Below are 26318 nucleotides of genomic sequence, written 5' to 3'. Positions count from 1 at the left end.
CGCCCTATGCCCCCTCTTTGCTCGCGTCAACGCGCGGTTTGTCGGCAAGCGGATGCCGCTCATTGACGAGCTGTACCAGCCGGCTGCTGTCGACATGGGTATAAATCTCGGTCGTGGCGATATCGGCATGGCCGAGCATCGCCTGCAACGCGCGCAGATCAGCCCCGCCTTCGAGCAGGTGCGTGGCGAAGGCGTGGCGCAGCACGTGCGGGCTGACCCGGTCGGGCGGGATGCCCGCCTCCGCCGCGATTGCACGGATCATCTGGTAGAGACGCACCCGGCTGAGATGCGCCTTGCCCGAAGGAAACAGCCATAGGCGTTTCGCATCGACATGGTCGCGCCACGCCGCAACCGCAGCGCGCGCGCGGTCCGACAGCGGCACCAGCCGCTCGCGCCCGCCCTTTCCGCGCAGGATCAGATAGGGCTTGTCGGGCTGGACGGCATTGCGCGGCAGCGACACCAGTTCGGTCGCGCGCAAGCCCGATCCGTAGAGTAGTTCGACCAGCGCCAACAACCGCAGGTCGCGCGGGTCCTTCGGCTCGCGATCGACCCGCGCCTGGATCGCGACGAAGATCCGGTCGACATCGGCGGCGGACAGTGTCTTGGGCAGCCCCCGCCCGTTGCCCGGCCGCGGCAGCGCCGCACCCGGATCGTCGGCGCGCAGGCCTTCGTCGGCCAGAAAGGCGAAGAAACGCCGCAACGCCGCCGATTTGCGCGCGACGGTGGCTCGCGACAGGTCGCGCCATTCATGCGCGAGCGTCTCGATTCGCCCGCGATCCGCGTCTGCCAGCCCTCCCGCCAGCGCGGTCGAGGCCAGACGCAGATCGGTACCGTAGGCAGCAATGGTGTTCGCGGACGCACCCGCCTCCGCCGCCATCATCTCCAGAAAGCGCTCGATCAGCGCGCGGTCCTCGCCGGTCGCCGCGGTGCTCAAGTGCGCGTGATCGCCTCGACGGCGATCATCCGCGCATAGCCGCCCAGCCCGACACGAGTGAGCGCGCGCGTGATATGATAGAGCGCCTCGGGCGGCACCCCGGCCCACACCCGCGTCTGCATCCCCGCCGCGGCGAGCAGCACCACCGTCCCCGGCTCGCCGCGCTGCGCGGCTTCGTCGATCGCACGCGTCCAGCCATTCGATGCTTCGAAGGCGACATTCGCGCTGCGCATCAACTGCGCGCCATCGCCTTCTGAAACCCGGCCCATGCCCGCCATCGCCGCCGCATAAAGTGCCGCGTTGTCGCCACGATAGGCCCCTGCGTCCCCCGCCGAAACCGCCCTGCCCGAAGGATCGGCGAGCAGCAGCAGCGCCGCCCCCTCGCTTCCGCGTGGGGCTACGCTGCTCCAGCGCATCGCCGCGCGATCGAGGCCGGCGCTCAGCATCGACGCGATCAGCCGGTCGGCATCGTCGCGCAACGCCGCATCCGGGTGAAGGCGCGCCGCGGCACGTGCGGTGAGGATCAGGCGGCTGTAGCGTCCGCCCGCGCTCTGCGGTTCGTCCCACAGCGCGCGCATCCGCTCGACCCGGTCGGCGGGCGTCGCTGCGGTGAAGGCCGAGCGCAGGTCACGAGCGACCGCGACCTCGGTCGTCGTCGCGTCTTCCTGCTCCTCGATCTCGCCATAGAGATCCGTCAGTGCCTGGCTGGAGAACACGCCCTGCCCGGCAGCCGCCTCCGCCGCCGCGATCCGGTCGCGCCAGCCGAACATCGGCGCAGTCGCGCGCCAGTAATTCACCTGCGGTCCGACACTGCCATAGAGCTCGGCCGGCACATCGGTCGCCGACGCGACCGCCAGGCCCCAGCGCCATGCGCTGAGCTGGTCGACGGCATCCCATTCGATCGTCACCGCGCGGCGCCCCGACACCCCCATGCCGACGATCTTCTCGGCGAGAAGCAGGTCGATCGAATTGTTCATGCGGCGGCGCGCTGCATCGATCAGCGGCCCGGCCTTGTTGGGATCGCCCTCAAGCCCCGCGCACATCGCCTCGGCGAAACGCCAGTTGCGGTCGGGCGCGACACGCAGCGCGGGCACCACCATCGGGCACATGCCGCCCGGATCGGCATTGGCGAGCATCGCCTGCATGCCGATCTGGAACAACTTGGGGGTGTAGTTCCCGATATCGACCGATTGCACCACGGCACGCGCGGCATCGGCCTCGCCCATGCGGATCAGCAGCCAGGCGCGCTCGGCAGCGAAGTCGGCGCCATTGAGTCCCGCGGGGGTATCGACCCGCGACAGCAAGGCACGGCGCAGCGCGATCGACAGCCAGCGCGACGCGACCGGCGCCTCCAGCCGGCGCATCAGCGTCTGAAGGAAGCCGCCATCGGCGCGGCCAAAGGCGTTGGCGGGCAGCCCGTCGCTCGCGGGCGAGGACGGCCCGACCTGCGCCAGCGAACGCCGCGCGAATTCCGGCAATTCGTAGCGCTGGATCACCGCATAATCGATTTCGCCCGGAACGCCGGTCGGTGTCGCGCCGGGTGTGGGCAGCGGCAGCGGTACGCCGGGCAGCGGGCTCGCGACGGCGGCGGGTGTGGCGGCGGGACGCGGCGCGCCCGGCTGCGCGGGCGCAGGTGCGGGGGCCGGCGCCGGAGCGGGCGCAGGTGCCGGATCGTTGAACCCGGGCGGCAGCAGCGATTCGGGGCGATCCTGGCCCAGCGCGGGAATGCCCATGCCGGCCGCCAGCACCACGCCGAGCGCGGTCAGCCCGAAACTAGTTGGCGAGATTTTCAAGCGGCACGACCTTCTCGACGGTCACCGGCTGCTTCTCGGTGTTGCGCCCGGACAGGAAGAACAGGCCGCCGATCAAAAGTACGGCAACCACGATGATGATGACGAGCGAACGGGACATCGACCCCCTCAAGGAACGGAATTCGGTACAGGCGATCAGGCCTTTTGCCCGAGCGCGGCCCTCGCTGTATAGCCCCCGCGACCATGCTGCAAACCCATGCCCCCAATCCCTTCATCCCGTCGCGCCCGATCGTGCTGATCGGGCTGATGGGCGTGGGCAAGACCACGATCGGCCGCCGCCTTGCGCAGCGGCTGCACCTGCCCTTTGTCGATGCCGATGTGGAAATCGAATCGGCCGCGGGGATGACCATCGCCGAAATCTTCGAACGGTTCGGCGAGGCGCATTTCCGCGATGGCGAACGGCGCGTGATCGCACGGTTGGTGGACGGCACCCCCAAGGTGATCGCGACCGGTGGCGGCGCGTTCCTGAATGCCGAAACCCGCACGCTCATCCTTGACCAGGCGACGACGATCTGGCTGGACGCACCGCCGCATGTCCTGGCGGAGCGCGTTTCCAAGCGCGACCACCGCCCGCTGCTTCGTGGAAAGGATCCGCTCAAGGTGCTCACCGAACTCGCCGCTGTCCGCAATCCGGTCTATGCGCTCGCGCCATTTCATGTGGTGAGCAAGTCCGCCCCGCACGATGCGACGGTCAGCGCCATTCTGGAAGCGCTGAACGCGTGAGGCCCGATACCATGCGAACTGTCCCGGTCGCGCTCGGCGCGCGCAGCTATGAAGTGCGGATCGAAAGCGGACTGCTGGATCGGGCTGCCGTCCAGCTCGCGCCGTTCGCGCGCAAACGCCCCTTCGTGATCATCACCGATGCGAATGTCGCGCCGCACGGCGAGCGGCTCGCCGCGACCCTCGCCGCCGCGGGGCTGGCAAGCGAGACGATCATCCTCCCCCCTGGTGAGAGCACCAAGAGCTGGAGCCAGCTCGAATCGCTGCTCGACCGGCTGCTTGATCTGGGCATCGAGCGCGGCGATCATGTCATCGCGTTGGGCGGCGGCGTGATCGGCGATCTGGTCGGCTTCGCTTCGGCGATCCTCAAGCGCGGCTGCAACTTTGTGCAGATCCCCACCACGTTGCTGGCGCAGGTCGACAGCTCGGTCGGCGGCAAGACCGCGATCAACAGCCGCGCGGGCAAGAACCTGGTCGGCGCCTTCCACCAGCCTTCGGTGGTGCTGATCGACCCCGATCTGCTCGACACGCTGCCGATCCGCGAACAGCGCGCGGGTTATGCCGAGGTGGTGAAATACGGCCTGATCGACGATGCGGACTTCTTCGCCTGGTGCGAGGGCAATGGCGGCGCGTTGCTGGCCGGGGATTCCGGCGCACGCGCCTATGCCATCGCACATTCGGTCGGTGCCAAGGCGCGGATCGTTGCCGACGACGAACGCGAGACGACCGGGCGCCGCGCACTGCTCAACCTTGGCCATACGTTCGGCCATGCGCTGGAAGCGGAAACGGGCTTTTCGGACAAGCTGCTGCATGGCGAAGGCGTGGCGGCGGGGATGGCGCTCGCCTTCGCTTTCTCCGCCCGGCTGGGCCTCTGCCCGGCAACGGATGCCGAACGGGTCGCGGCGCATCTCAAGGCGAGCGGACTGCCCTATGACCTCGCCAGCGCAGGAATCACCGCCGGCGGCGCGCGGCTGGTCGAGCATATGCTGCACGACAAGAAGATGGACGCCGGCACCCTGCCCTTCCTGCTCGCGCGCGGGATCGGGGCAACCTATCTCGACAAGCAGGTCAATCTCGCCGACGTCACGGCGTTTCTGGACGAGCTGCCGCGCTAGGGTCTGAACGCTGGGCCCTGCCGATCACGCCCAGGCCTTCGGCGAGCGCATCGAACACGGCGCGGCAGGCGGGATTGCTGCGCAGATCCTCGTGCATTGCGATCCACATGCCGAAGTCGAAGCTGACCTGCGTGTCCAGCACGCGCACCAGATCGGGGTCGCGCCGCGCCACCTGGACCTGACAGAAGCCGATGCCGAACCCGGCGCGGATCGCCGCCAGCTGGGCAATGTCGCTGTCCGCGCGCAAGGCGAAAGTCGCGCGGTCGAGTTCCGGAAATTGCGCGGCGATTGCGCGAATCCGCGGCGTTCCGGTGTCGAACCCGATCAGATTGTGGCCGCTCAGCGCCGCCAGGCTGCGCGGCACCTCGCGGCCCTCCAGATAGCGGCGGTGCGCGTGCAGCCCGACTTCGACCGCCCCCGCCCGGCGCACCACCAACGCCTGCTGCACCGGCTCGACCATCCGCACGGCAATGTCGGCATGGCGCTGGAGCAAATCGTCGACCGTATTGGACAGCACCAGCTCGACATGCAGTGCCGGGTGGCGCGCCCGCAATCGCGTCAGGATCGCCGGGAGATGCTCGGTCCCGACGATCTCGCTCGCGGTGATCCGCACGGTGCCGGCGGTCGCATCGGCTTCGTGCGCAACCGCCCTGCGCAACGCCGCTGACGTCGCCTCGAGCGATTCGGCATAGGGTTTGAGCCGGAGCGCCGCGCCGGTCGGCGAGAGGCCGCGCTGGGTGCGTACGAACAGGTCGACGCCGAGCGCCGCCTCGAGCGCATCGACATGGCGGGCGATGCTCGGCTGGGTCATGCCGAGCGCGCGCGCCGCGCCGGAAAGCGATCCGGTCCGCAGCACCGCGGCGAAGCTTCGATAGAGGTCCCAGCCAGGGTCACTGTTCATCTATTTTTGTATATCAGGCTGACAATTATATACAATTTCGTTCCGAATACCGGACCGCCATCTCTGCGCCATCAACGATGGAGGTTCGGATGGAACGGAAGACGGCACTAGTACTGGGCGCAACAGGGGGTATCGGCGGCGAGGTTGCGCGGCGCCTGCTCGCCGATGGCTGGCATGTGCGCGCTCTGGCCCGCTCGCCCGGCCGCGCGGAGCCCGCGACCGCCAGCGAGTGGATCGCCGGAGACGCGATGCGCGCAGGCGACGTCGCCGCAGCGGCGGCCGGCACCGAACTGATCGTCCATGCCGTGAACCCGCCCGGCTATCGGGACTGGGATCGGCTGGTGCTGCCCATGCTCGACAACAGCATCACGGCTGCCGCGATGAACGGCGCGCGCATCCTGCTGCCCGGCACCGTGTACAATTACGGCTCCGACGCCTTTCCTTCGATCGGCGAAGAGGCACCGCAGCATCCGCTGACGCGCAAGGGGCGCATCCGCGTCGAGATGGAGCGCCGGCTGGAGGCCGCGGCCCGGGCGGGCCAGGCGCGCGTCCTGATCGTGCGCGCGGGCGATTTCTTCGGGCCGCGGGCGGGGAATAGCTGGTTCAGCCAGGGGCTGGTCGCGCCGGGCGGGCGGCCGAAGAAAATCCAGAATCCGGCACGCCGCGGCATTGGCCACCAATGGGCCTATCTCTCCGACGTCGCCGAAACGATGGTACGGCTGCTCGCGCTCCCCACGCTCGACGATTTCGCACGCTTCCATATGGACGGTCACTGGGATGCGGACGGCACGGCAATGACCATGGCTATCCAGCGTGCGCTTGGCGCGCCGGCGATACCGGTCACGCCGATGCCGTGGTGGGCGATGCGACTGGCGGCACCGTTCGTCCCGCTGCTGCGCGAACTGATCGAGATGCGCTATCTGTGGGAACGGCCCGTGCGGCTCGACAACAGCCGACTGCGGGCCGCGCTGGGCGAAGAGCCGCGTACGCCGCTCGATGTCGCGGTGCACACCACGCTTGCCGCGATGGGGTGTGTCCGGTCCTGAATGCGTCCGGGGCGGAAGGTCCAAGACCTTCCGCCCCGCCCCCATTCCGCTCTGCGGAACGCTTAGGCTTCGAGCTGGCGCATTAGGTTGCGGACGGCGGTGTCGATTTCGCTGTCGGTGCCGCGCAGTTCCTCGATACGGCGGACGGCGTGGATCACCGTGGAGTGATCGCGATTGCCGAACTTGCGGCCGATCTCGGGCAGCGAGCGCGTGGTGAGGCGCTTGGCGAGGTACATCGCGATCTGGCGCGGACGCGCGATCGCGACGGCGCGGCGCTGCGACACCAGATCGAGCTGCTTGACGTCGAAATGCGACGACACCGCCTTCTGGATCTCGTCGATCGTGATGCGGCGCTGGCTGCCGCGCAGCGCCTCGCCCAGCACCGATTCGGCGAACGCGATCGTCACCGTCTCGTCATTCAGCTGCGCATAGGCGACGAGGCGGTTGAGCGCGCCCTCAAGCTCGCGGACGCTGCTGCTGATCCGCGCGGCGAGCAGGTCGAGCACCTCTGCGGGCACCGACGCACCCGGCATGTCCTCGAGCTTGCGGGCGAGGATCGCGCGGCGCAGGCCGAGCTCGGCAGGCTTGATGTCGGCGGCGAGGCCCGCCCCCAGCCGCGATGCCAGCCGTGCCTCGATCCCCTCGAGCGCCAGCGGGCTGCGGTCGGCGGCGATGACCAGGCGCTTCCCTTCGCGCATGAACTCGTCGACGGTGTGGAAGAATTCCTCCTGCGTCGATTCCTTGCCGGCGATGAACTGGAGATCGTCGATCATCAGCAGATCGACGCCGCGCAGCCGGGCCTTGAACGCGAACGTATCCTTCTCGCGCACCGCGCGGACGAATTCGAACATGAAGCGTTCGGCAGGCATGTAGATCGCGGTCGCCTCAGGCCGTGCCTCGAGAAAGGCATGACCGATCGCATGCATCAGGTGCGTCTTGCCCTGGCCGGTCGAGCTGTGGAGGTAGAGCGGGCTGAAACGCGGCTTGCCCGGTTCGGCGAGCGCCTTGGCGGCATTGAACGCGACACGATTGGACGTGTCGACCACGAACCGGTCGAAGGTGAAGCGCGAATCGAAGCGCGGGCGCTCGCCGGCGGGCCGGGGCGCGGCAGGCGATACCGCAGCCACGGGCGCGACCGCAGCGGGCGATTCGGCCTCGGGCGCGAGTTCACGCGATTCGCGCGCCAGCGTCTCGATCGAGACGGTACGCACCTCGGGCAGCTGCGAACGGAATTCCACCAGCAGCCGTTCGGCATAATGGCTCTTCACCCAGTTCGTCATGAAGGGCGAAGGCAGGCCGAGGCGCACGGTTTCGGGATCGCTGCCCTCGATCAGCACGATGGGCTTGAGCCACTGGTCGAACAGCCGCTGACCCGCAGAAAGCCGCAGGTTTCCGCGCACGCGTGTCCAGGCCTTGGCTTGATCCATTCCTTAGACACCCCTCTCAAATTACCGCCTGCGCGCGGACAAAAGCTTCCCCGATGCGGAAAAGCCCCCTCCTCCGCACCTCGATTCCAATCAGGCAAAAGCTACCCTCAGGCGGAATCGCATCCGCGCTGATCCGAAGCCCTTCGCTGAAACCGCCTGCGAGAAACACCGCGGCGGGAGGTCGTTTTAGGGATGGTTTTCAGAGTCGATCAAGAGGGCGGGATGTAAAGAATGTGAAATATGTAGGGTTGACTCGTCTGACGCCCGGATTTCCGCGATTCAAGTCACAAGTGACTGTAATCCATCCGGAAATTCGCAACGTTACAATGGCGTGACGACGCGACTCGCGCGAATCCGCCGATTCGCAGGTCCGGCATCGATCAAGCAGTTGAACAAGCACGAAAAACCCCGCCGGATCGTTCCGGCGGGGTTTCTAAATCGCTGAAATCGCGTGAGTTCAGGCGAGCGCGGCGAGGCGCTTCGTCAGACGCGAAAACTTCCGTGCAGCGGTGTTCTTGTGCAGGACGCCCTTGGCCACGCCGCGTGCCAGTTCCGGCTGCATCGCCTTCAGCGCCGACTCGGCCGCCGACTTGTCGCCCGACTCGAGCGCGCTCTCCGCCTTCTTGACGAAGGTGCGGATGCGGCTGACACGTGCGCCGTTGACTTCGGCGCGGGCGGCGTTGCGGCGGATGCGCTTCTTGGCTTGCGGCGTGTTCGCCATGAATGTTCGTTCCTGTTTTCGATGCGAAAAGAGGCGCGGAAATCTCATCCCCACGCCGGGAAAGCGCGCCCCTTAGCGACGGTGCGCGATTCGGTCAACCTTTGGACGCATCGTCACTTCTGACATTTCGCGCAGAAGAAGGTCGATCGCCCGCTATCGACACGCCGCTGAACGGGGGCGCCGCACAGGCACGGCTCGCCCTCCCGGCCATAGACGCGCCATTGCTTCGAAAAATAGCCGAGCTCGCCATCGGGCCGCACATAGTCGCGCAGGCTCGATCCCCCCGCCTCGATCGCCGAGGCCAGCACCGCGCGAATCGCGTCGACCAGCAGCACCAGCCGCGGCGTGGCGATTCTGCCCGCGGCGCGCGCCGGCGCGATCCCGCTCATGTGCAGTGCCTCGCAGACATAGATGTTGCCGAGGCCCGCAACGATTCGCTGATCGAGCAGCAGCGCCTTGACGGGCGCGACCCGCCCTTCGAACGCGGCGGCGAGGTGCGCGGCGGTGAAATCCGGCCCTAGCGGCTCAGGCCCCATCGCCGCGAAGGTCGGCCACGCAGCGATCCCCGCCGTCGGAACCAGGTCGACCGACCCGAATCGCCGCGGATCGTTGAGCGCCAGCGAGCGCCCTTCCTCAGTCTCGAGAATCAGATGATCGTGCGCCAGCACCTCGGACGGATCGACGCGCCAGCGGCCCGACATGCCGAGATGAAAGATCATCGTGTCGCCGCGATCGGTGTCGATCAGGCCATATTTGGCGCGGCGGCCAAGCGCGGTGACGGTCGCACCGGTGAGCCGCTGGCCCAGATCCTGCGGCATCGGGCGCCGCAGATCGGGCCGCCGCATCAGCACGCGGCGGATACGCCGCCCCTCCAGCGCGGGGGCGAGACCGCGGACGGTGGTTTCGACTTCGGGAAGCTCTGGCATCGGATTGAGCTATGTTGCGTTTGCTCCGTCCACAAGCCTTGGCTAGAGCGCACGCCATGACCGACACCGTCTCCTTCGGCTATGAAGATGTCGCCCCCGAGGACAAGACCCGCCGCGTCGGCGGCGTCTTCTCCAGCGTCGCCTCCAGCTACGACCTGATGAACGACGCGATGTCGGGCGGGCTGCACCGCATCTGGAAGGACGTGTTCGTCCGCCGGGTGAAGCCGCGCGAGGGCGAAGCGATCCTCGACATGGCGGGCGGCACCGGCGACATCGCCTTCCGCATGGCCGAATCGGGCGCGGCGGTGACCGTCGCCGACATCAACCCCGACATGCTCGCCGTCGGCATCGAGCGCGCGGCCAAGCGCGGCATCGACGGCCTGGTGTGGAGCGAGGCCAATGCCGAGACGCTGCAATGGCCCGACCGGTTCTTCGACGCCTACACCATCGCCTTCGGCATCCGGAACGTCACCGATATTCCAAAGGCATTGCGTGAAGCGCATCGCGTGCTCAAGCGCGGCGGGCGCTTCTTCGTCCTCGAATTCTCGACCACCGTCTGGCCGGGCTTTTCGGATGTGTACGACGCCTATTCGCACCATGTCGTGCCCAAGCTCGGCAAGCTGCTGGCGAATGACGAGGACAGCTATCGCTACCTGATCGAATCGATCCGCCGCTTCCCGGACATGCCGACCTTCGAACGCATGATCAAAGAGGCCGGTTTCGTGCAGACGCGCGTCGAACCGATGCTGGGCGGCCTGGTCGCGATCCATAGCGGCTGGAAGATTTGACCGCTCCCGCCGTCCATCTGTGGCGCCTCCTGAAATGGGGCCGCACGCTGGCGCGCCACGGCGCGCTGCGCGGGATCGAGCGCGACCGCAACACGCCGCGCCCGGTGCGGAGACTGGCGCGGCTGGCGCGCTTCGGCGCACGCGTGCCCGAGACGCCGCGGTACGCCGACGCGTTGCAAGCGATCGGCCCGGCCGCGATCAAGCTGGGCCAGACGCTCGCCACCCGTGCCGACCTGATCGGCGAGGCCGCAGCGCACGACCTGATGCGGCTGCAGGACGCCCTGCCGCCGGTCCCCTTCCCGGTGATCCGCGAGGCAATCGAGCGCAGTTTCGAGAAGCCGGTCAGCGAACTGTTCGCCGAGATCGAGGAAGTGCCGATCGGCGCCGCGTCGATCGCGCAGGTCCATCGCGCCACCACTACCGACGGCCGCACGGTCGCGGTCAAGGTGCTGCGCCCGGGAATCGAGGCCGAGTTCGCCAAGGCGATCGAAACCTATGAATGGGCTGCCGCGCAGCTCGAGGCGCAGGGCGGCGAGGTGGCGCGGCTGCGCCCGCGCCTTGTGATCGAGACGTTCAAGCGCTGGACCGCGCGCGAGCTGGACCTGCGCCGCGAGGCGGCCTCCGCCTCCGAGCTGTCGGAGTCGATGGAGGCGGAGCCCGATTTCACCGTGCCCACGATCGACTGGCAGCGCACCACCGGCAAGGTGCTGACGCTGGAGTGGATCGACGGCATCAAGCTGTCGAACCGCGATGCGATCGTCGCCGCGGGCTATGATACCGAGAAGCTCGCCAACACGCTGGTTCGCGCGTTCCTGCGCCAGGCGATCTCGGAAGGTTTCTTCCACGCCGACATGCACCAGGGGAATCTCTTCGCGCTCCCCGGCAACCACATCGCGGCGATCGACTTCGGCATCATGGGCCGGATCGACCGCCGCGCGCGCGTCTGGCTGGCCGAGATCCTCTATGGTCTGATCACCGGCAATTACCGCCGCGTGGCCGAGATCCATTTCGAGGCGGGCTATGTCCCCGCGCACCATAATGTCGCCGAGTTCGCCACGGCGTTGCGCGCGGTGGGCGAGCCGATGCGCGGCCTGCCCGTCAAGGACATGAGCGTCGGCATGATGCTCGACAGCCTGTTCAACATCACCCGCGACTTCGACATGCAGACCCAGCCGCATCTGCTGCTGCTGCAGAAGACGATGGTGATGGTCGAGGGCGTCGCGACGCGGCTGCACCCCGACATCAATTTGTGGGATTCGGCCGCGCCGTTCGTGCGCGAATGGATCCGCACCGAGCTGGGGCCGGAGGCGTTCATCGCGGATCGCCTGTCCGAGGACATCAAGACACTGGCCCGGCTGCCCAAGCTGATCCGCAATATCGAGCGCCATTTCCCCGATCCCGGCGGCGCCCCGCCTGCGCCGCCGCTCAGGGAGATCGAGGTGGTCCGGGTCGGTGGCGGGTGGCGCTATGCGGCGGTCGCGCTGCTTGCCGGCGCGGCCGGCGTTGCAGCGACGCTACTGCTCACCTGACAGCGCCAACCGGCTGCGGTAGAAGCCCATCGCAATGATCAGCATGAAGCCGCTCTGGCTTGGCCAGCCGTCTCGCCTCGCACAGCTTTCGCAGACCCGCGCGCGCCTTGCCGCGGCGTTGCTGGCGCTGGTGCTGATCGGCTGCCTCACCAGCCTTACGGCGCCGGCGCCGCCGCCGGCCGGAGCCGGGGCGGGCGTGCAAAGCAGCGCCGACGACCAGCGCGACATCATCCTGTACGAGAGCATCGTCGATGCCATCCGTCACGGCGGCACCTATTATCCGACGGCGGCAGAGGCGCTCCGCCTCGGCAATTATCCACTCCGCCCCTTCATCACGATGCGGATGCCGGCGCTTGCCATGATTCAGGCACATCTTCCGCATGCCGCGGTGCTGGCGCTGCTCTATTCACTGGTGCTCGCCGTTGCGCTGGCCTGGTATGCGCGGTTTCGCGACGCGCTTCCCGACTGGCCCGCGCGCGCAATCGCCCTCGCCCTGCTGGCAGGAGGGCTGATGGCCTTTGTACAGGCGGACCTCTGGGCCTTTCACGAGCTATGGGCGGGCCTGCTGATTGCCCTTTCGCTGGCGCTGCGGCGCCCCGGAAAGTGGATCGAAGCGGCGGCGGTCGGCCTGCTGGCGGCGCTCATCCGGGAAACCGCGGCGCTGTACCTCGCCGTGATGGCGGTCACTGCCTGGCTCGACCGGGAGCGGCGCGAGGCATTCGGCTGGGGCGCCGTCCTCGCCATTCTCGCGATCGCGCTGATGGCCCATGCCTTTGCCGTTGCGCGCGTGGTGAGCCCGCTGGATCCGGCATCCCCCGGCTGGTCGGGCATGCTGGGCATCGGGTTCTTCATCAACGCGATCAGCGTCTCGACCGCCCTGATGCTGGCACCCGCCTGGCTCGCCGCGGTGCTTGCGGGCCTTTCCCTGTTCGGCTGGACCGTGTGGCGCGACCCGCTCGCGCTGCGTGTACTGCTCACTTTCTGCCTCTATGCCGCGATGCTCGCCCTCTTTGCGCGGACAGATACCTTCTATTGGGTCTTGCTGATCGCGCCTGTCTTCCTTGTCGGACTGGTCTTCGTCCCCGACGGGTTGCGCGACCTCATGACCCGTGCCCTCGACAGGCGGGGCGTGCGGGTGCAGAGGATCACAAGATGAAGCGCATCCTATTGATCGTCGGCGGCGGGATCGCGGCCTACAAGGCGTGCGAACTGATCCGCCTTGCGCGAAAGGCCGGGATCGGGGTCACGTGCGTGCTCACCGCAGGGGGGCAGCATTTCGTGACGCCGATGACGCTGGCCGCGCTGTCGGAAAACCAGGTGTTCACGACCTTGTGGGACCTCAAGGACGAGGCGGAGATGGGGCATATCCAGCTCAGCCGGAACGCCGACCTTGTCGTCGTCGCGCCCGCGACCGCCGACCTGCTCGCCAAGATGGCGGCGGGGCATGCCGACGATCTGGCAACCACCTTGCTGCTCGCGACCGACAAGCCGGTGCTCGCCGCTCCCGCGATGAACGTGCGGATGTGGCAGCACGCCGCGACGGTTCGCAACGTCGCGCAGCTGCGCGCGGACGGCGTCACGGTGATGGAGCCCGATGAGGGGCCGATGGCGTGCGGCGAGTACGGTCCGGGCCGCCTGCCCGAGCCGCAAGCGATCCTTGACGCGATCCTGGCTGCACTGGCGCCGGAGGCGGGACCGCTGGCGGGCAAGCATGTGCTGGTCACCGCCGGGCCCACGCATGAGCCGATCGACCCGGTGCGCTACATCGCCAACCGCTCCTCGGGGAAACAGGGGTTCGAGATCGCCGGGGCGCTGGCCGAGCTGGGCGCGCGCGTGACGCTGATTGCCGGGCCGGTGACGCTGGCGACGCCGCGCGGCGTCGATCGCGTGGACGTTGAGACCGCGCGCGAGATGGCCGCCGCAGTCGATACGGCGCTGCCCGCCGACGCCGCGGTGATGGTCGCAGCGGTCGCCGACTGGCGCACCGGCGATGCGGCCGAGCAGAAGATCAAAAAGGGCACGGACACGCCTACGCTCAGCCTGACCGAGAATCCCGACATCCTCGCCACGCTGGGCCATAGCGCAGGCCGGCCGAAGCTGGTGGTGGGGTTCGCCGCCGAAACCGAACGGGTGATCGAACACGCTACCGCGAAACGGACTCGCAAGGGCGCAGACTGGATTGTCGCCAACGATGTTTCCGGCGATGTGATGGGCGGAGATGCGAACACCGTCCACCTCGTCACCGCAGGACGCACCGAAAGCTGGGAAAGACTGTCCAAGCAGGACGTTGCGCGCCGCCTTGCGCAGCGGATCGCCGATGCGCTCTAGCCTGACCGCGCTGCTGCTCGCGCCGCTGCTGCTCGCGGGCTGCGCCTCGATGCCCCGCGGCGCCGCCGACGCACCGCTGCCCGAGCCGCCGCTGTTCACCGAAGCCGCCGGCACGGCGACGCGCGACGCCGAGACGCTGTTCGTCATCGTCCATGGCGACGGCAAGGGCGGCACCGCGATCGACCTCAGGCCCTTCGCCCAGTCGCTCGCGGCCGCCGCGCCGGGAAGCGCCGTCGTCCGGCTGCTGCGCCCGGGCTTTGCCGACGGCGCGGGCAACCAGTCGACCGGCGTTCAGGGCGACGGCAATGGCGACAATTACACCGCCGACCGCATCGCAGCGGTCGCCGACACCATCACCGCGCTGCGCGCACGCTATCGCCGCGCGCGCGTCATCGCGATCGGCGAAGGCGGCGGCGCGGCGATCGTCGCCAACATAGCAGGTCTCAAGCCCGATCTGCTCGACGGAATGGTGCTCGTCTCCTGCCCCTGCGCGCTGCCCGAATGGCGCCGCTACATGGCCGGGCGCGAGAAACCCGCCGATCCCTGGCGCGCGAAGGTCGAGAGCCTCGATCCGCTCCAGACCGCAGGCGGCATCGCCCCCGATCTGCGCGCGGCATTGGTGAGCGGCGGCGACGACCAGAAGGTGCCCGCCCGCTTCGCGCGGTCCTATGCCGAGGCGCTGACGCTACGCGGCATCGCCACCGATTTCCGCATCCTGCCGGCGCGCGGCAGCAACATCCTCGACGATCCCCAGGTGATCGAGGCGGCACGCCGCCTTGCCGCCGCCCTGCCCCGGAAACCTGCATGACCGCTGCACCGATCACGATCCAGCTCACCCGCCTGCCCCATGGCGAGGGTCTGCCGCTGCCCGCCTATGCCACCGCAGGCGCGGCGGGAATGGACGTGGTCGCCGCGGAAGATCTGATTCTTGCGCCGGGCGCGCGCCACGCCGTCGCCACCGGCTTCGCGATCGCGATCCCCGAAGGCTTTGAGGTGCAGGTGCGCCCGCGCTCGGGCCTGGCGCTCAAGAACGGCATCACCTGCCTCAACACGCCCGGCACGATCGACAGCGACTATCGCGGCGAGGTGAAGGTGATCCTCGCCAATCTGGGCGGCTATCCCTTCACGATCACGCGCGGCGAGCGGATCGCACAGCTGGTCGCGGCGCCGGTGCAGCGCGCGGTCTTTGCCGAAGTCGCATCGCTGGATGACACGGCACGCGGCGCCGGCGGGTTCGGATCGACAGGACGCTGATGCCGGAAGCGCTGCTTCCTTTCCTGCTATTTGCCGCCGGGGTGCAGGAAACCCCGGCGCCCGCGCCTGCGCCCGAGCAAAGCGCGGGGATCGACTGGACCAAGCTTCCCGACCTACCCTATCGCCAGCCCCCGCAGATGACCCCGGCGATGAACGCCTATGTCGCCGGGCAGGCACGCGTGAACAAATGCCGCCAGCGCCGGACCATCGATGGCCGCCCCGCGATGCGCGTTGAGGTGGCCGTGCTGGTCCATCCCGAAGACGGCGTCCGCACATCGATCCCCCGCGCGATCGGCTGTGCCGCGGTCGAGCAATATGCCGCGGGCCTTGTCTCCAGCTTCGCGCGCAACAACCTCGCGCCGCGCACGGCCGCCGCAGAGCAATGGTATCGCGCGACCGTGACCTTTATCTGGAAGTGATGAAGCAGAACGACGGATTCCTGGGCGACGAAGAGCTCGAGCGCTACGCCCGGCACATCATCCTCAAGGAAATCGGCGGCGCCGGGCAGATGCGGCTCAAGGCGGCGCGGGTCGCAGTGATCGGCGCAGGGGGGATCGGATCACCGGCGCTTCAATATCTCGCCGCAGCGGGCGTGGGCCGGCTGACAGTGGTCGATAACGACCGGGTCGACCTCTCCAATCTTCAGCGCCAGACTCTTTTCGGTACCGATGACGCAGGCAGCGGCAAGGGCGACGCCGCCGCCCGAGCGCTGGCACGGCTCAACCCGCACGTCGAGGTCACCGTGCACCCCGTCCGGATCGACGCCGCCAATGCCGACGTCCTGCTCGCCGGACACGATGCCGTCCTCGACGGCACCGACAATTTCGAAACCCGCCTGCTCGTCGCCGAAGCGGCGCTGCGCCACCGCATCCCGCTGGTCAGCGCCGCGGTGGGCGAGTTCGAGGGACAGCTCGGCGTGTTCCGCGGCTGGGAGGCAGACAAGCCCTGCTATCGCTGCTTCACCGGCGGCACCCCGGAAACGCCCGGCATCAACTGCGCCGAACAGGGGGTGATCGGCGCGCTGACCGGGCTGATGGGCAGCCTTGCCGCGCTCGAGACGATCCGCGTGATCGTGCCGTTCGGCGAGGACAGCGCGGGCAAGTTGCTGATCGCCGACACGCTGGCGCTGCGCTTCCGCACGCTGACCCTGCCCAAGGACCCCGGATGCCCGGCATGCGCGGGCTGACGATCATCGCCGCGACCGCGGATGCGGAGCGCTTCCGCGCCGCGCTGTCGCTCGCCTGCGCGCATGCCGCACTGGGCGGCGCCACGCGCCTCTACTGCCATGAGGCGGCGGTGGCCTTGCTGGTTCCCGGCAGCGATCCCGGCGATGCCGGACTCGGCGCCAAGGGTCTCGCCAGCCGGGCGCAGCTGATCGCCGAAGCGCGGGAGAGCGGCGTTGCATTGATCGCCTGCCAGACCGGGCTCGCCGCCGCAGGAATCGCGTTCGAGACGCTGGTGCCGGGCGTCGAGCCGGGCGGGCTCGTCTCGTTGCTCGCCGCGCTGGGCGAAGACCGGCTGGTCACGCTCTAGGCGCACCAGCCGGAGCGCAGCGTCAGTCGGCGGGGAAAGCGCGCCGCTTGCCGTCCGCCTTGTGCACGACCCCGTGGCGCATCACGAAATCGACGCGCTCCATCCGCGTCACATCCTCGAGCGGGCTGCCCGCGACGGCGATGATGTCGGCATCCTTGCCCGGCTCGATCGTGCCGATCGATGCGGACCGGCCCAGCGCTTCGGCAGCGTTGATCGTGGCGGCCCTGAGCGCCTGTGCCGGGGACATGCCGGCCTTCACCATCATCGCGAACTCCGTGGCGTTGTCGCCATGCCTGGAAACGCCGCTGTCGGTGCCGAACGCGACCTTCACCCCGGCGGCAAAGGCTTTCCGATGGCTCGCCATCGCGGCGGCGGCGGCTTCCTCGGCCTTGGGGATCGTCGCGGGCGGAAGCATCCCGGCACGCGCCTGTTGAAGCGCCGCGACCGGCGCAATCATCGTGGGGACGAGCCAGACACCCTTGGCCTTCATCGCGGCGATCGCCTCGTCATCGAGGAACGAGCCATGGTCGATCGTATCGACGCCCGCCGCGATCGCCGCCTTCGTCCCCGCGACCGCATGGCTGTGCGTCGCCACCTTGCGGCCCAGGCCGTGCGCGGTGTCGACGATCGCCTTCATCTCCTCATCGGTCATCGCGCGGCCGAGCCCGCCCGAGACGTTGGAAAGCACCCCACCAGTGGACATGTACTTGATCACCTGCGCACCCAGCGACACCTGCTGACGCACCGCACGACGGCAATCGTCAGGACCGTTGCAGGTGTTGATCACATGCTGGTGCACCGCGTCGGCGAAGGTTTCGGCAAGGCCGTTGGTCGGATCGCCATGGCCGCCCGAGACCGAGATGGGGTTGCCGGCATTGACGACCGTCGGCCCGGCGACCGTGCCGCGCTCGATCCCCTCACGCAGCGCGCGCATCCCGCGCGCATCGCCGCCCAGATCGCGCACCGTCGTGAACCCCGCCTCGAGCGTGACGCGCGCATTGTCGATCGCGAGCATCATGTTGTCGCCGTCGTCGCGGTTGAGCGCAGTCATCCGGCTGCGCGCGGGATCGCCGCCAATGCCCCAGAGATGGACGTGCATATCGACCAGCCCCGGCATCACGAACCGGTCCCTGAGGTCGATCAGCTCGGCCCCGGCGTCGGGCGTGGCGTGACCGTCGCGGACCTCCGCCACCTTGCCGTCGCGCACGACGATCGTGCTCGGCCCGCGCGGCGCCTCACCCGGTCTGGCGAGCAGCGCGCCGGCATGGATGAACTTGACCTTGGGGACCGCAGGCGCTGCCGTCTGGGCCGCGAGCGGGGTGGCGGCAAGCAGGGCGGCGGTGGCGGCAGCGATACGGCGCATTTCAGAACTCCCCTTTGTTGCGCGCGAAACTAGCGGCAACCCCGTCTGCCGCCATCATTTTTTCGAGTCGGAGGCGGTCAGCGGCAACACTTCGCGGAGCAGCGCAGCGAAGGTGCGGCCGGGCTCTTCGATCATCGGCAGATGTGCCGAATGCTCGAACCACACGACCTGCTTGCGCGGCGCGGAGAGGCGCGCAGCCCAATCGGCGGCGAGCTTCGAATCGGTCGTCGTGTCGTGGCGGCCGAGGAACAGGATCACCGGGGTTTCGACCTTGTGCAGCTTCATGAAGCTGACATCGGCGAGCCGCGGCCACAAAGTGGTGACGGTGAACAGGCTGCCGTCGATCCAGGCCTTGCGATCGGCGGGGGTATATTCGGGCGAGAGGCGCGTCGAGCGGTGGTAGAAATTCGCGTCGGCGCGATAGGCCGCGAGCGAGCCGTAGCGGATCGCATATTTGCGCCATTCGTCGGCCTGCTGGATCGTGAAGCGGTCGCCATCGGGATAGGGTGCCAGCGCCTCCACCCCCTTCACCGCTTCGGCATCGCCCCGCTTCTTCGCCTGCGCCAGCGTCCAGGCCATGCCCGCGCGCTCATTCGCACGCCAGTCGATCACCTGGCCCATCCCGATATAGGCGTGGAGCAGGTCGGGGCGCCTTTCTGCGACCGCGAGACCAACGGCGGTACCCCAGCTGTGGCCGAGCACCACGACCTTGCGCTTGCCATAGCGCTTGCGCAGGTCGTCAATCAGCTCGATCGCGTCATCGACATAGCGATCGAAGGTCAGGGTCGGGGCGAGCTTGGCGGGATCGTTGAGCGGATAGGAGCGCCCCGCGCCGCGCTGGTCCCATTGCACGACGGTGAAATAATCCTCCCAGGGCCGCTGAAAGGTCCAGGCGATCGGCATTTCCACCGCGCCGGGCCCGCCATGGATGAACAGCAGGATCGGATTGTCGCGATCCGCGCCGCGGACGTTCACCACCTGCCGGGCCCCGCCGAGCGTCAGTTCGAAAGTCTCCTGCACCCCCTTGGGAGCCACGATCCGGCCGATATCGGCGACGATCGCGCGCGCCGGCGCATAAGGATCATCGGGCTGAACGGGGGTCTGCGCGGAGGTTTGGGCGGCGGCGGGAACGGCGGCGAGCAACGGCAAGGTCAGCGGAAGAATCCAGCGCATTCATCTCTCCTGTTCATGCCGCACAAGCTAGGACCGCCCCCGGTGCCCGGCAATCCGAACCGCCCTGTTTGCTGAACGAAACATGCAGCCGCCATTCATCGATGAAGGCGCACATCCCGTCACCGGGATGGTGGGGAGAGAGAAGATGCGCGGCATCGGACGACTGACCGGAATGGGACTCTGCAGCGCGCTGGCGCTGATGGGCACGCACCCTGCGTTCGCGCAGCCGGCGACCGTGCAGCTGCGCGAACAGGCGCCCGAAGACCTGCCCGCGGTGGACGATGCCGACTATCGCTGGATCGACGATGCCGACGCGCTGCTCGACACGATCGGCGATGCGCCGCCCGATTTCACCTTCGCCTTCGACGGCGCCGACATCTGGGGCTGGCGCACCGGCACGGGCCACCAGGTCTATGGCGAGCCGATCGGCGGCGGCATCCGCTATTATTATTTCGAGCCGGGCAGCCGCGAACCCTTTCTGGTGCAGGATACGGACTTCGCCTTCGGCTATCGGCCGGGCGGGCGGCTGATCGTCGTCTATGACGCCGATGGCCGGCTGCTGTCGCGCAGCGAGGGCGACCGCGAGGCGGATCTGGCTGAGGAACTCTATCGCCGCGGGCGGGCGATCCATGCTTCGGCACAGAATGACCGCGGCTGGGAGGCCGTCGATGCGGGATATTGGGCGCAGCAAATCCCGTTCATCGTCGATCTGCGGCTGCGCTGGTCCCATGGCCGCGACCGGCATCATGGCTGGAAGCGCTGGCACGGCCGCAACGGTGCCGGGAAATGGCTCGGGCCGCTTGCGGTGGAGCGCCAGCGGCGCTGGTCCGAGAGCGACCGGTTCCGGCGCTGGCAGCGCGACGGATTCCGCGGCCCGCCGCCGCGCTTCGGCGATGGCGGGACACGACCCGTGCCGGGCGTCCGCCCGCCGCGTCCGGGCTGGACGCCCCGCCCTGGCTGGACGCCTCGGCCGGGCTGGACTCCGGGCATGAACCGGCCACAGCGCCCCGACGACCGGCCGGGCTGGGTCCGGCCGCGACCGCCGGTGACCAGCATCCCGCCCACGACCGAACCGCCCGCCAATCCGGATGCGGAGCGGCCGCAGCGCCCCAACCACCCCGGCTGGGGGTGGCGGCGGCCGCCGGTCACGGGCGCGCAGCCGGGGGCGACGGCACCCGTCAACCCGGACCGGCCGGCTCGTTCGCCCGATGCGCGCCCGCGCTGGCGCTCCGACGGCGCGCCGCGCCCCGGCGTGACTCCGCCAGACGGTGCGTCACCGCAGCCACCGCGTGTCAGACCCGAGCGTCCGAATTTCACGCGCCCGCCCGATTTCGCGCCGACCGAGCGTCCCCATTCGCCGCCGCGCGCGCAGCCCGTGGAGCGTCCGCAATTCACGCCGCGGCCCGCACCACCGCCACCGCCACCGCCACCGCCCAAGGCGCCCATGCAGCTCGAACCGGCAACCGGGGATCCGCGCTAGGTCAGGCGATCCGGCCCGTCGAGGGAATGAAGGGCAGGATACCGCGATACTGCTCCAGCGGCGGCGCGCCGGGAACCAGCGCGCCCTGGCGGAGCAGGAAGACATGGCGGATGATCTCCGCCTGCTGCTCCAGCCCATAGCGTTCGAGCCGCCAGCCGGGCTTCAGGCTGTAGGCGTAGCGGCAAAAGGGATGACGGCGCAGGGGAAGGAAGATGCCCTTCTGATGCTGCCAGATATGCGCCATCTCGTGGATGAAGAGCCCCTGGAGGTGCAGCGGCGCAGTCGCGAAGTCATCGCGATAATCGCAGCCCTTGGGGTGGAAATGGATGCAGCCCATCGGCGCCATGGTGATCGTGCGCGGCTGGAAGAAGATCCATTTGCGGTTCGCGACCTGCGCGCGATCATAATCGATCGCATCGCCGAAGATGCCGGCGGCGAGCGCGATTTCCCCGGCGGTGAGCGGGCGGCGTTCCCCGCTGCGCGAAGGCTCGGTCACCTCAGATATCTTCGTGCACCATGTCGATCTCGCGCACCCCGCGCTCGCGCCGGGCGGCATTGACCAGCTCGCGCAGTTTCTCGCGCCGCGCGCGCGCCGCCGCGACATCGCGGATCACCAGCGGCCCAGCCTTGGTCGTCTCGTCCGACGAGTTGATCGTGATCGTGCCAATATCCGCCCATTGGTTGATCAGGCTGAAGTCGATGCGCACGTCCTTGACGCGGTAGAGCTCGATCTCGTCGATCGACTTCACGAAGATGCCCTTGTGCAGGATCAGCCGGTCCCCGGTCACCTCATAGGTGGTGGCAAGGTTGGCGATCCATTTGACCAGGATGATGATCAGCCCGACGCCGATCAGGCAGAGCAGCAGCGTCCCCCACCCCGCCAGCGTGCCGCGCAGCCAGCCCCAGGTCGAAGAGCGAAAGCGGTCGATCGATTGGGACATGCGGATTCCTTGTCGCTTCGGTACGCAAGCATAACGCAAAGACGGGGCACGGACAGCCCGTGCCGGTGCGGCGGGTTCGCGCATCTGATACCGTCAACGCAAGGACACAGCGGAGGGATTTCATGCGAATCATGTCGCGGGCCGTTCTGGCCATCACCCTGGCGACCGGTGCGGTTGCCAATGCAGCGCCGGCATCGCAGCAACCGGCACCGCCACAGCAACCGGAGGCAGCCGCCCGCCCGCTGTTCGCGATCGTCTATCGCGCGGGTCCGGCGTGGAAGCCGGGCGTGCCGATGAAGGATCAGGGGCTGCGCGACCATTTCTACTATGTGAAGGCGCTGCACGAGCGCGGCGGCATCGTCTATGCGGGGGCCATGGGGCCGGACGGCGGGCTGATCATCCTCCACGCCGCCGATCAGGCCGCAGCGGAAGCCGTCATCGCGGACGATCCCGCGGTCAAGGCCGGCATCTTCACCGGCGAAGCGCGCCGCTATACCCCGCGCTTCATCGGCACGGGCGCAGCGACCGCCGCCAATCCCTGATTTCCGTCTCAGTTCCCTCCCTGACGGGAGGATTCTTTCGTGCCCAACCTAGTGTGCGCCATGATCCGTGGCGTCGCCCACGCCGCGCGCGACGGCATTCACTTCGATCGTCTTGCCGTCGGCAAAGGACAGGCGCAGCGGAAGCGTGCCGCCCGAACGCACCGAGGGTGAGATGTCGAAGAGCATGACATGCTTGCCGCCCGACTTGAATTCGACCGTGCCGCCCGCGGGAATCGCGACGTCCTTGAGCGGCGTCATCGTCATCATCCCGCCTTCGTCCTTCATCTCGTGCATTTCGGCACGGATGACCGCGGGGCTCGAGACCGCGACCAGGCTGGCAGGCTGCGCCCCGCCCTTCACGGTGAAATAGGCCGCTCCTGGGCGCCCGCTGACCACCGGGAGCTGCACCGTGGCGTCCGTGACGGTGAGTTCGGCCTGCTGGCAGCCCGCCAATACCGCGCCCGCCAAAACCCCGGCCCCGACCAGCCTGAAAACCGCCCGCATCATGCCCTCTCCTCCCGATTCGGGAACCTTGGGGGCGGTCCTATGCCCCGCCCTGTCTTGCGACAAGGCGCAGTCCACCTATATCGCCACTGGTAATAGCCGGATTGCCGATTCAGGGATCCGGTAAATGGTTGAAACTTTTAGATTAGGACACGGGGGCCAGTAAGGACTCATGGCAAAGGTTATCGGAATCGATCTCGGCACCACCAACAGCTGCGTCGCAGTGATGGAGGGCGGCAAGCCCAAGGTGATCGAGAATGCGGAAGGCGCGCGTACCACGCCTTCGATCGTCGCATTCGCCAAGGACGGCGAGCGTCTGGTCGGCCAGCCGGCGAAGCGCCAGGCGGTGACCAATGGCGACAACACCATCTTTGCGGTGAAGCGCCTGATCGGCCGCCGCTTCGACGATCCGATCACCAAGAAGGACACCGAACTGGTGCCCTACACCATCACCAAGGGCCCGAACGGCGACGCATGGGTCAAGGCCGGCGGCGAGGATTATTCGCCCAGCCAGATCAGCGCCTTCATCCTTCAGAAGATGAAGGAAACCGCCGAATCCTATCTCGGCGAGACCGTGAGCCAGGCGGTCATTACCGTCCCTGCCTACTTCAACGACGCGCAGCGCCAGGCGACCAAGGACGCCGGCAAGATCGCGGGCCTTGAAGTGCTGCGCATCATCAACGAGCCGACTGCCGCGGCGCTCGCCTACGGGCTTGAGAAGACCGACGGCAAGACGATCGCGGTCTATGACCTTGGCGGCGGCACCTTCGACATCTCGATCCTCGAGATCGGCGACGGCGTGTTCGAGGTGAAGGCCACCAATGGCGACACCTTCCTGGGCGGCGAAGACTTCGATGCCAAGATCGTCCAGTATCTGGCCGACGGCTTCAAGAAGGACGAAGGCATCGACCTGACCAAGGACAAGCTCGCGCTCCAGCGGCTCAAGGAAGCCGCCGAGAAGGCGAAGATCGAGCTGTCGTCGGCCGCGACGACCGAGGTCAACCTGCCCTTCATCACCGCTGACCAGAACGGTCCGAAGCATCTGGTCCGGACGATCACCCGCGCCGACCTGGAGAAGCTGGTCGACGATCTGATCCAGCGTACGCTGGAGCCGTGCAAGAAGGCGATGGCCGATGCCGGCGTCAAGGCGAACGCGATCGACGAGGTCGTGCTGGTCGGCGGCATGACGCGCATGCCCAAGGTGCGCGAAGTCGTGAAGTCGTTCTTCGGCAAGGAACCGCACACCGGCGTCAACCCGGACGAGGTCGTCGCGATCGGCGCCGCGATCCAGGCCGGCGTGCTGCAGGGCGACGTCAAGGACGTGCTGCTGCTCGACGTGACTCCGCTGAGCCTTGGCATCGAGACGCTGGGCGGCGTGTTCACGCGCATGATCGACCGCAACACGACGATCCCGACCAAGAAGTCGCAGACCTATTCGACCGCTGACGACAATCAGCAGGCCGTGACGATCCGCGTCTTCCAGGGTGAGCGCGAGATGGCCGCGGACAACAAGATGCTGGGCCAGTTCGACCTGGTCGGCATCCCGCCCGCCCCGCGCGGCGTGCCGCAGATCGAGGTGACGTTCGACATCGACGCCAACGGCATCGTCAACGTCAGCGCCAAGGACAAGGGCACCGGCAAGGAGCAGCAGATCCGCATCCAGGCGTCGGGCGGCCTCAGCGACGCCGACATCGACCAGATGGTCCGCGACGCCGAAACCTTTGCCGAAGAGGACAAGAAGCGCCGTGCGGGCGCGGAGGCGAAGAACAACGCCGAATCGCTCATCCACACCACCGAGCGCCAGCTCGCGGAGAATGGCGACAAGGTCGATGAGGCGCTGAAGGGCGAGATCCAGGCCGCGATCGACGAAGCCAAGGCTGCGGTCGAGGGCGGCGACGCCGACGCGATGAACGAGAAGAGCCAGGCCCTCGCGCAGGTCGCGATGAAGCTGGGTCAGGCCATCTACGAGAAGCAGCAGCAGTCCGAGGCTTCGCCTCAGGCCGATGCGGCAGATACGGCGGAGACCAAGGCGGACGGCGACGATGTCGTCGATGCCGAATTCTCCGAGGTGGACGACAACAAGGCGTAAGCTATGCTCACCCCCGCCATTTTCGAATTCCGGGAATGGCGGGGGTACGGGCGGGGGCCGAGTGAATGACCACCCAGATTGATTATTATGAGCTGCTCGAAATCGAGCGCAGCGCTGACGAAGCGACCATCAAGTCGGCCTTTCGCAAGCTCGCGATCAAATTCCACCCGGACAAGAATGGCGGGTGCAAGGATCACGAGGCGAAGTTCAAGGCGATCAACGAAGCCTATGACTGCCTGAAGGACCCGCAAAAGCGAGCCGCGTACGACCGGTTCGGCCATGCCGGGCCGAACGGAATGGGCGGCGGCGGCCAGGGGCCGGGCTTCGACGCCTTCTCCGACATTTTCGAAAGCGTGTTCGGCGAGTTCATGGGCGGCGGCCGTGGCGGCCAGCAGGCCCAGCGGCGCGGCGCGGACCTGCGCTACGACATGGAGATCAGCCTGGAAGACGCCTTCCATGGCAAGCAGACCGACATCACCGTCGATGTCTCCGGCATCTGCGATCCGTGCGGCGGCACCGGCGCGTCGCCCGGCACCATGGCCAAGACCTGCGGCACCTGCCGCGGCCATGGCAAGGTGCGCGCGCAGCAGGGCTTCTTCATGGTCGAGCGGACCTGTCCGTCGTGCCATGGCGCGGGACAGACGATCACCGATCCGTGCCGCAATTGCCGCGGCGAAGGCCGGGTCGATCGCACCGTGACGCTGGCGGTCAACGTGCCACCGGGCGTGGACGAGGGCACACGCATCCGCCTGTCCGGCCAGGGCGAGGCGGGCGCACGCGGCGCGCCTCCCGGCGATCTCTACATCTTCCTCCACATCGCGCGGCACCCGATCTTCGAGCGCGAGGGCACAACCCTCTATGCGCGCGCGCCGATCAGCTTCACCACCGCGGCGCTGGGCGGGGAGATCGAGATTCCCGGGCCGGACGGCGAGCTCCACAACATCCGCATCAACCCCGGTACGCAATCGGGCCGCGAGGTGCGCCAGCGCGGCGCCGGCATGCCGGTGCTGCAGGGCCGCGGCCGTGGCGACCTGGTCGTCAAGATCGAGGTCGAGATCCCGACCAAGCTGTCGGTGGAGCAGCGCGAGCTGCTGGAGCAGTTCCGCACACTGGAGACCGGCGAGGAATGCCCGGCATCGACCGGCTTCTTCGACAAGCTCAAAAAGGCGGTGGGCGGCTGCTGAGGCCGCCCA

The 26318-nt window shown here is 68.1% G+C and carries 28 protein-coding genes; 16 read left to right on the top strand and 12 right to left on the bottom strand.

The features are described 5' to 3' along the window. Window positions 1-4: 4 nt before the first annotated feature. Genes AC07TU_RS07265 through AC07TU_RS07255 form a run of 3 tightly spaced genes read right to left on the bottom strand, consistent with a single transcriptional unit; the run spans window position 5 to window position 2845 of the window. On the bottom strand, window positions 5-934 hold the full coding sequence (locus AC07TU_RS07265) for a tyrosine recombinase (protein WP_495187252.1): 930 nt from the start codon (window positions 932-934) through the stop codon (window positions 5-7). Beyond that, window positions 931-2727 (bottom strand): hypothetical protein, encoded by a 1797-nt coding sequence (locus AC07TU_RS07260; RefSeq protein WP_495187251.1) that lies wholly within the window; start codon window positions 2725-2727, stop codon window positions 931-933. Before AC07TU_RS07260 ends, AC07TU_RS07265 begins: the two co-directional genes overlap by 4 nt. Continuing rightward, window positions 2708-2845, bottom strand: a complete 138-nt coding sequence (locus AC07TU_RS07255) for a hypothetical protein (RefSeq protein WP_164519405.1) — start codon at window positions 2843-2845, stop codon at window positions 2708-2710. The genes AC07TU_RS07260 and AC07TU_RS07255 overlap by 20 nt, the downstream gene beginning before the upstream one ends. An 83-nt stretch (window positions 2846-2928) precedes the next feature. On the opposite strand from AC07TU_RS07255, the gene AC07TU_RS07250 reads away from it, so the two are divergent. After that, entirely contained in the window at window positions 2929-3468 is a 540-nt protein-coding gene (locus AC07TU_RS07250) for a shikimate kinase (RefSeq protein WP_495187250.1), read from the top strand. 11 nt (window positions 3469-3479) lie between these two features. Continuing rightward, window positions 3480-4580: a 3-dehydroquinate synthase gene (gene aroB / locus AC07TU_RS07245; protein ID WP_495187249.1), complete on the top strand. Its 1101-nt coding sequence runs from the start codon at window positions 3480-3482 to the stop codon at window positions 4578-4580. On the opposite strand, the gene AC07TU_RS07240 is transcribed toward aroB, so the two are convergent. Next, a complete protein-coding gene (locus AC07TU_RS07240) occupies window positions 4549-5481 on the bottom strand; it encodes a LysR family transcriptional regulator (RefSeq protein WP_495187248.1) in 933 nt (310 codons plus the stop codon). The two genes, aroB and AC07TU_RS07240, sit on opposite strands and share 32 nt — an antisense overlap. 89 nt (window positions 5482-5570) lie before the next feature. Here AC07TU_RS07240 and AC07TU_RS07235 point away from each other — a divergent pair, with 89 nt between their 5' ends. Then, window positions 5571-6527, top strand: a complete 957-nt coding sequence (locus AC07TU_RS07235; protein ID WP_495187247.1) for an SDR family NAD(P)-dependent oxidoreductase — start codon at window positions 5571-5573, stop codon at window positions 6525-6527. Between the two features lie 62 nt (window positions 6528-6589). Here the strand turns inward: AC07TU_RS07235 and dnaA are convergent, their stop codons facing one another. From dnaA to mutM, 3 genes are all read right to left on the bottom strand, one after another. Continuing rightward, entirely contained in the window at window positions 6590-7954 is a 1365-nt protein-coding gene (gene dnaA / locus AC07TU_RS07230; RefSeq protein WP_495187246.1) for a chromosomal replication initiator protein DnaA, read from the bottom strand. 457 nt (window positions 7955-8411) lie between these two features. Beyond that, window positions 8412-8675 carry a 30S ribosomal protein S20 gene (gene rpsT / locus AC07TU_RS07225; protein ID WP_495187245.1) on the bottom strand — a complete coding sequence of 88 codons (264 nt, stop codon included), beginning with the start codon at window positions 8673-8675 and terminating at the stop codon, window positions 8412-8414. 113 nt (window positions 8676-8788) lie between these two features. Continuing rightward, window positions 8789-9601 (bottom strand): bifunctional DNA-formamidopyrimidine glycosylase/DNA-(apurinic or apyrimidinic site) lyase, encoded by an 813-nt coding sequence (mutM, locus tag AC07TU_RS07220; RefSeq protein WP_495187244.1) that lies wholly within the window; start codon window positions 9599-9601, stop codon window positions 8789-8791. A gap of 56 nt (window positions 9602-9657) precedes the next feature. Here mutM and AC07TU_RS07215 point away from each other — a divergent pair, with 56 nt between their 5' ends. From AC07TU_RS07215 to AC07TU_RS07175, 9 genes are read left to right on the top strand one after another with little or no spacing between them, the layout of a single operon-like run. Continuing rightward, entirely contained in the window at window positions 9658-10389 is a 732-nt protein-coding gene (locus tag AC07TU_RS07215; RefSeq protein ID WP_495187243.1) for a class I SAM-dependent methyltransferase, read from the top strand. Further along, a complete protein-coding gene (gene ubiB / locus AC07TU_RS07210; protein ID WP_495187242.1) occupies window positions 10386-11918 on the top strand; it encodes a 2-polyprenylphenol 6-hydroxylase in 1533 nt (510 codons plus the stop codon). The genes AC07TU_RS07215 and ubiB overlap by 4 nt, the downstream gene beginning before the upstream one ends. 34 nt (window positions 11919-11952) lie before the next feature. Then, the gene (locus tag AC07TU_RS07205; protein WP_495187241.1) at window positions 11953-13074 is read left to right on the top strand and encodes a hypothetical protein; all 1122 of its coding nucleotides are present in this window, start codon (window positions 11953-11955) and stop codon (window positions 13072-13074) included. Next, a complete protein-coding gene (gene coaBC / locus AC07TU_RS07200) occupies window positions 13071-14246 on the top strand; it encodes a bifunctional phosphopantothenoylcysteine decarboxylase/phosphopantothenate--cysteine ligase CoaBC (RefSeq protein ID WP_495187240.1) in 1176 nt (391 codons plus the stop codon). Before AC07TU_RS07205 ends, coaBC begins: the two co-directional genes overlap by 4 nt. Beyond that, on the top strand, window positions 14236-15054 hold the full coding sequence (locus tag AC07TU_RS07195) for an alpha/beta hydrolase family protein (RefSeq protein WP_495187239.1): 819 nt from the start codon (window positions 14236-14238) through the stop codon (window positions 15052-15054). Before coaBC ends, AC07TU_RS07195 begins: the two co-directional genes overlap by 11 nt. Next, entirely contained in the window at window positions 15051-15500 is a 450-nt protein-coding gene (gene dut, locus AC07TU_RS07190) for a dUTP diphosphatase (protein ID WP_495187238.1), read from the top strand. The genes AC07TU_RS07195 and dut overlap by 4 nt, the downstream gene beginning before the upstream one ends. Next, window positions 15500-15919: a hypothetical protein gene (locus AC07TU_RS07185; protein ID WP_495187237.1), complete on the top strand. Its 420-nt coding sequence runs from the start codon at window positions 15500-15502 to the stop codon at window positions 15917-15919. The genes dut and AC07TU_RS07185 overlap by 1 nt, the downstream gene beginning before the upstream one ends. After that, window positions 15919-16686, top strand: coding sequence for a HesA/MoeB/ThiF family protein (locus AC07TU_RS07180; RefSeq protein ID WP_495187236.1), 768 nt, complete (start codon window positions 15919-15921; stop codon window positions 16684-16686). Before AC07TU_RS07185 ends, AC07TU_RS07180 begins: the two co-directional genes overlap by 1 nt. Then, window positions 16665-17033: a DsrE family protein gene (locus AC07TU_RS07175; protein WP_495187235.1), complete on the top strand. Its 369-nt coding sequence runs from the start codon at window positions 16665-16667 to the stop codon at window positions 17031-17033. Before AC07TU_RS07180 ends, AC07TU_RS07175 begins: the two co-directional genes overlap by 22 nt. A 22-nt stretch (window positions 17034-17055) precedes the next feature. Here the strand turns inward: AC07TU_RS07175 and AC07TU_RS07170 are convergent, their stop codons facing one another. Beyond that, window positions 17056-18396, bottom strand: coding sequence for a metal-dependent hydrolase family protein (locus AC07TU_RS07170; RefSeq protein WP_495187234.1), 1341 nt, complete (start codon window positions 18394-18396; stop codon window positions 17056-17058). Between the two features lie 54 nt (window positions 18397-18450). Next, the gene (locus tag AC07TU_RS07165; RefSeq protein ID WP_495187233.1) at window positions 18451-19569 is read right to left on the bottom strand and encodes an alpha/beta fold hydrolase; all 1119 of its coding nucleotides are present in this window, start codon (window positions 19567-19569) and stop codon (window positions 18451-18453) included. 145 nt (window positions 19570-19714) lie between these two features. On the opposite strand from AC07TU_RS07165, the gene AC07TU_RS07160 reads away from it, so the two are divergent. After that, entirely contained in the window at window positions 19715-21049 is a 1335-nt protein-coding gene (locus AC07TU_RS07160; RefSeq protein WP_495187232.1) for a hypothetical protein, read from the top strand. A gap of 1 nt (window position 21050) precedes the next feature. Here AC07TU_RS07160 and AC07TU_RS07155 read toward each other — a convergent pair whose 3' ends face one another. Next, the gene (locus AC07TU_RS07155; protein ID WP_495187231.1) at window positions 21051-21545 is read right to left on the bottom strand and encodes a vgr related protein; all 495 of its coding nucleotides are present in this window, start codon (window positions 21543-21545) and stop codon (window positions 21051-21053) included. Between the two features lies 1 nt (window position 21546). Next, entirely contained in the window at window positions 21547-21990 is a 444-nt protein-coding gene (locus AC07TU_RS07150) for a PH domain-containing protein (RefSeq protein WP_495187230.1), read from the bottom strand. Between the two features lie 131 nt (window positions 21991-22121). Here AC07TU_RS07150 and AC07TU_RS07145 point away from each other — a divergent pair, with 131 nt between their 5' ends. Further along, complete coding sequence (locus AC07TU_RS07145) at window positions 22122-22532, top strand: YciI family protein (protein ID WP_495187229.1); 411 nt, start codon at window positions 22122-22124, stop codon at window positions 22530-22532. A 48-nt stretch (window positions 22533-22580) separates the two neighbouring features. Here the strand turns inward: AC07TU_RS07145 and AC07TU_RS07140 are convergent, their stop codons facing one another. Continuing rightward, complete coding sequence (locus AC07TU_RS07140; protein ID WP_495187228.1) at window positions 22581-23039, bottom strand: copper chaperone PCu(A)C; 459 nt, start codon at window positions 23037-23039, stop codon at window positions 22581-22583. 169 nt (window positions 23040-23208) lie between these two features. Between AC07TU_RS07140 and dnaK the strand changes: the two genes are divergently transcribed. Together dnaK and dnaJ are read left to right on the top strand one after the other, a co-directional pair. Further along, window positions 23209-25125 carry a molecular chaperone DnaK gene (dnaK, locus tag AC07TU_RS07135; protein ID WP_495187227.1) on the top strand — a complete coding sequence of 639 codons (1917 nt, stop codon included), beginning with the start codon at window positions 23209-23211 and terminating at the stop codon, window positions 25123-25125. A 65-nt stretch (window positions 25126-25190) separates the two neighbouring features. Beyond that, window positions 25191-26309: a molecular chaperone DnaJ gene (gene dnaJ / locus AC07TU_RS07130; RefSeq protein ID WP_495187226.1), complete on the top strand. Its 1119-nt coding sequence runs from the start codon at window positions 25191-25193 to the stop codon at window positions 26307-26309. The last annotated feature ends 9 nt before the right edge of the window (window positions 26310-26318 follow it).

Source organism: Sphingomonas sp. GW821-FHT03E12, assembly GCF_059420685.1.
This window is presented reverse-complemented; position numbering and strand designations above follow the sequence as displayed.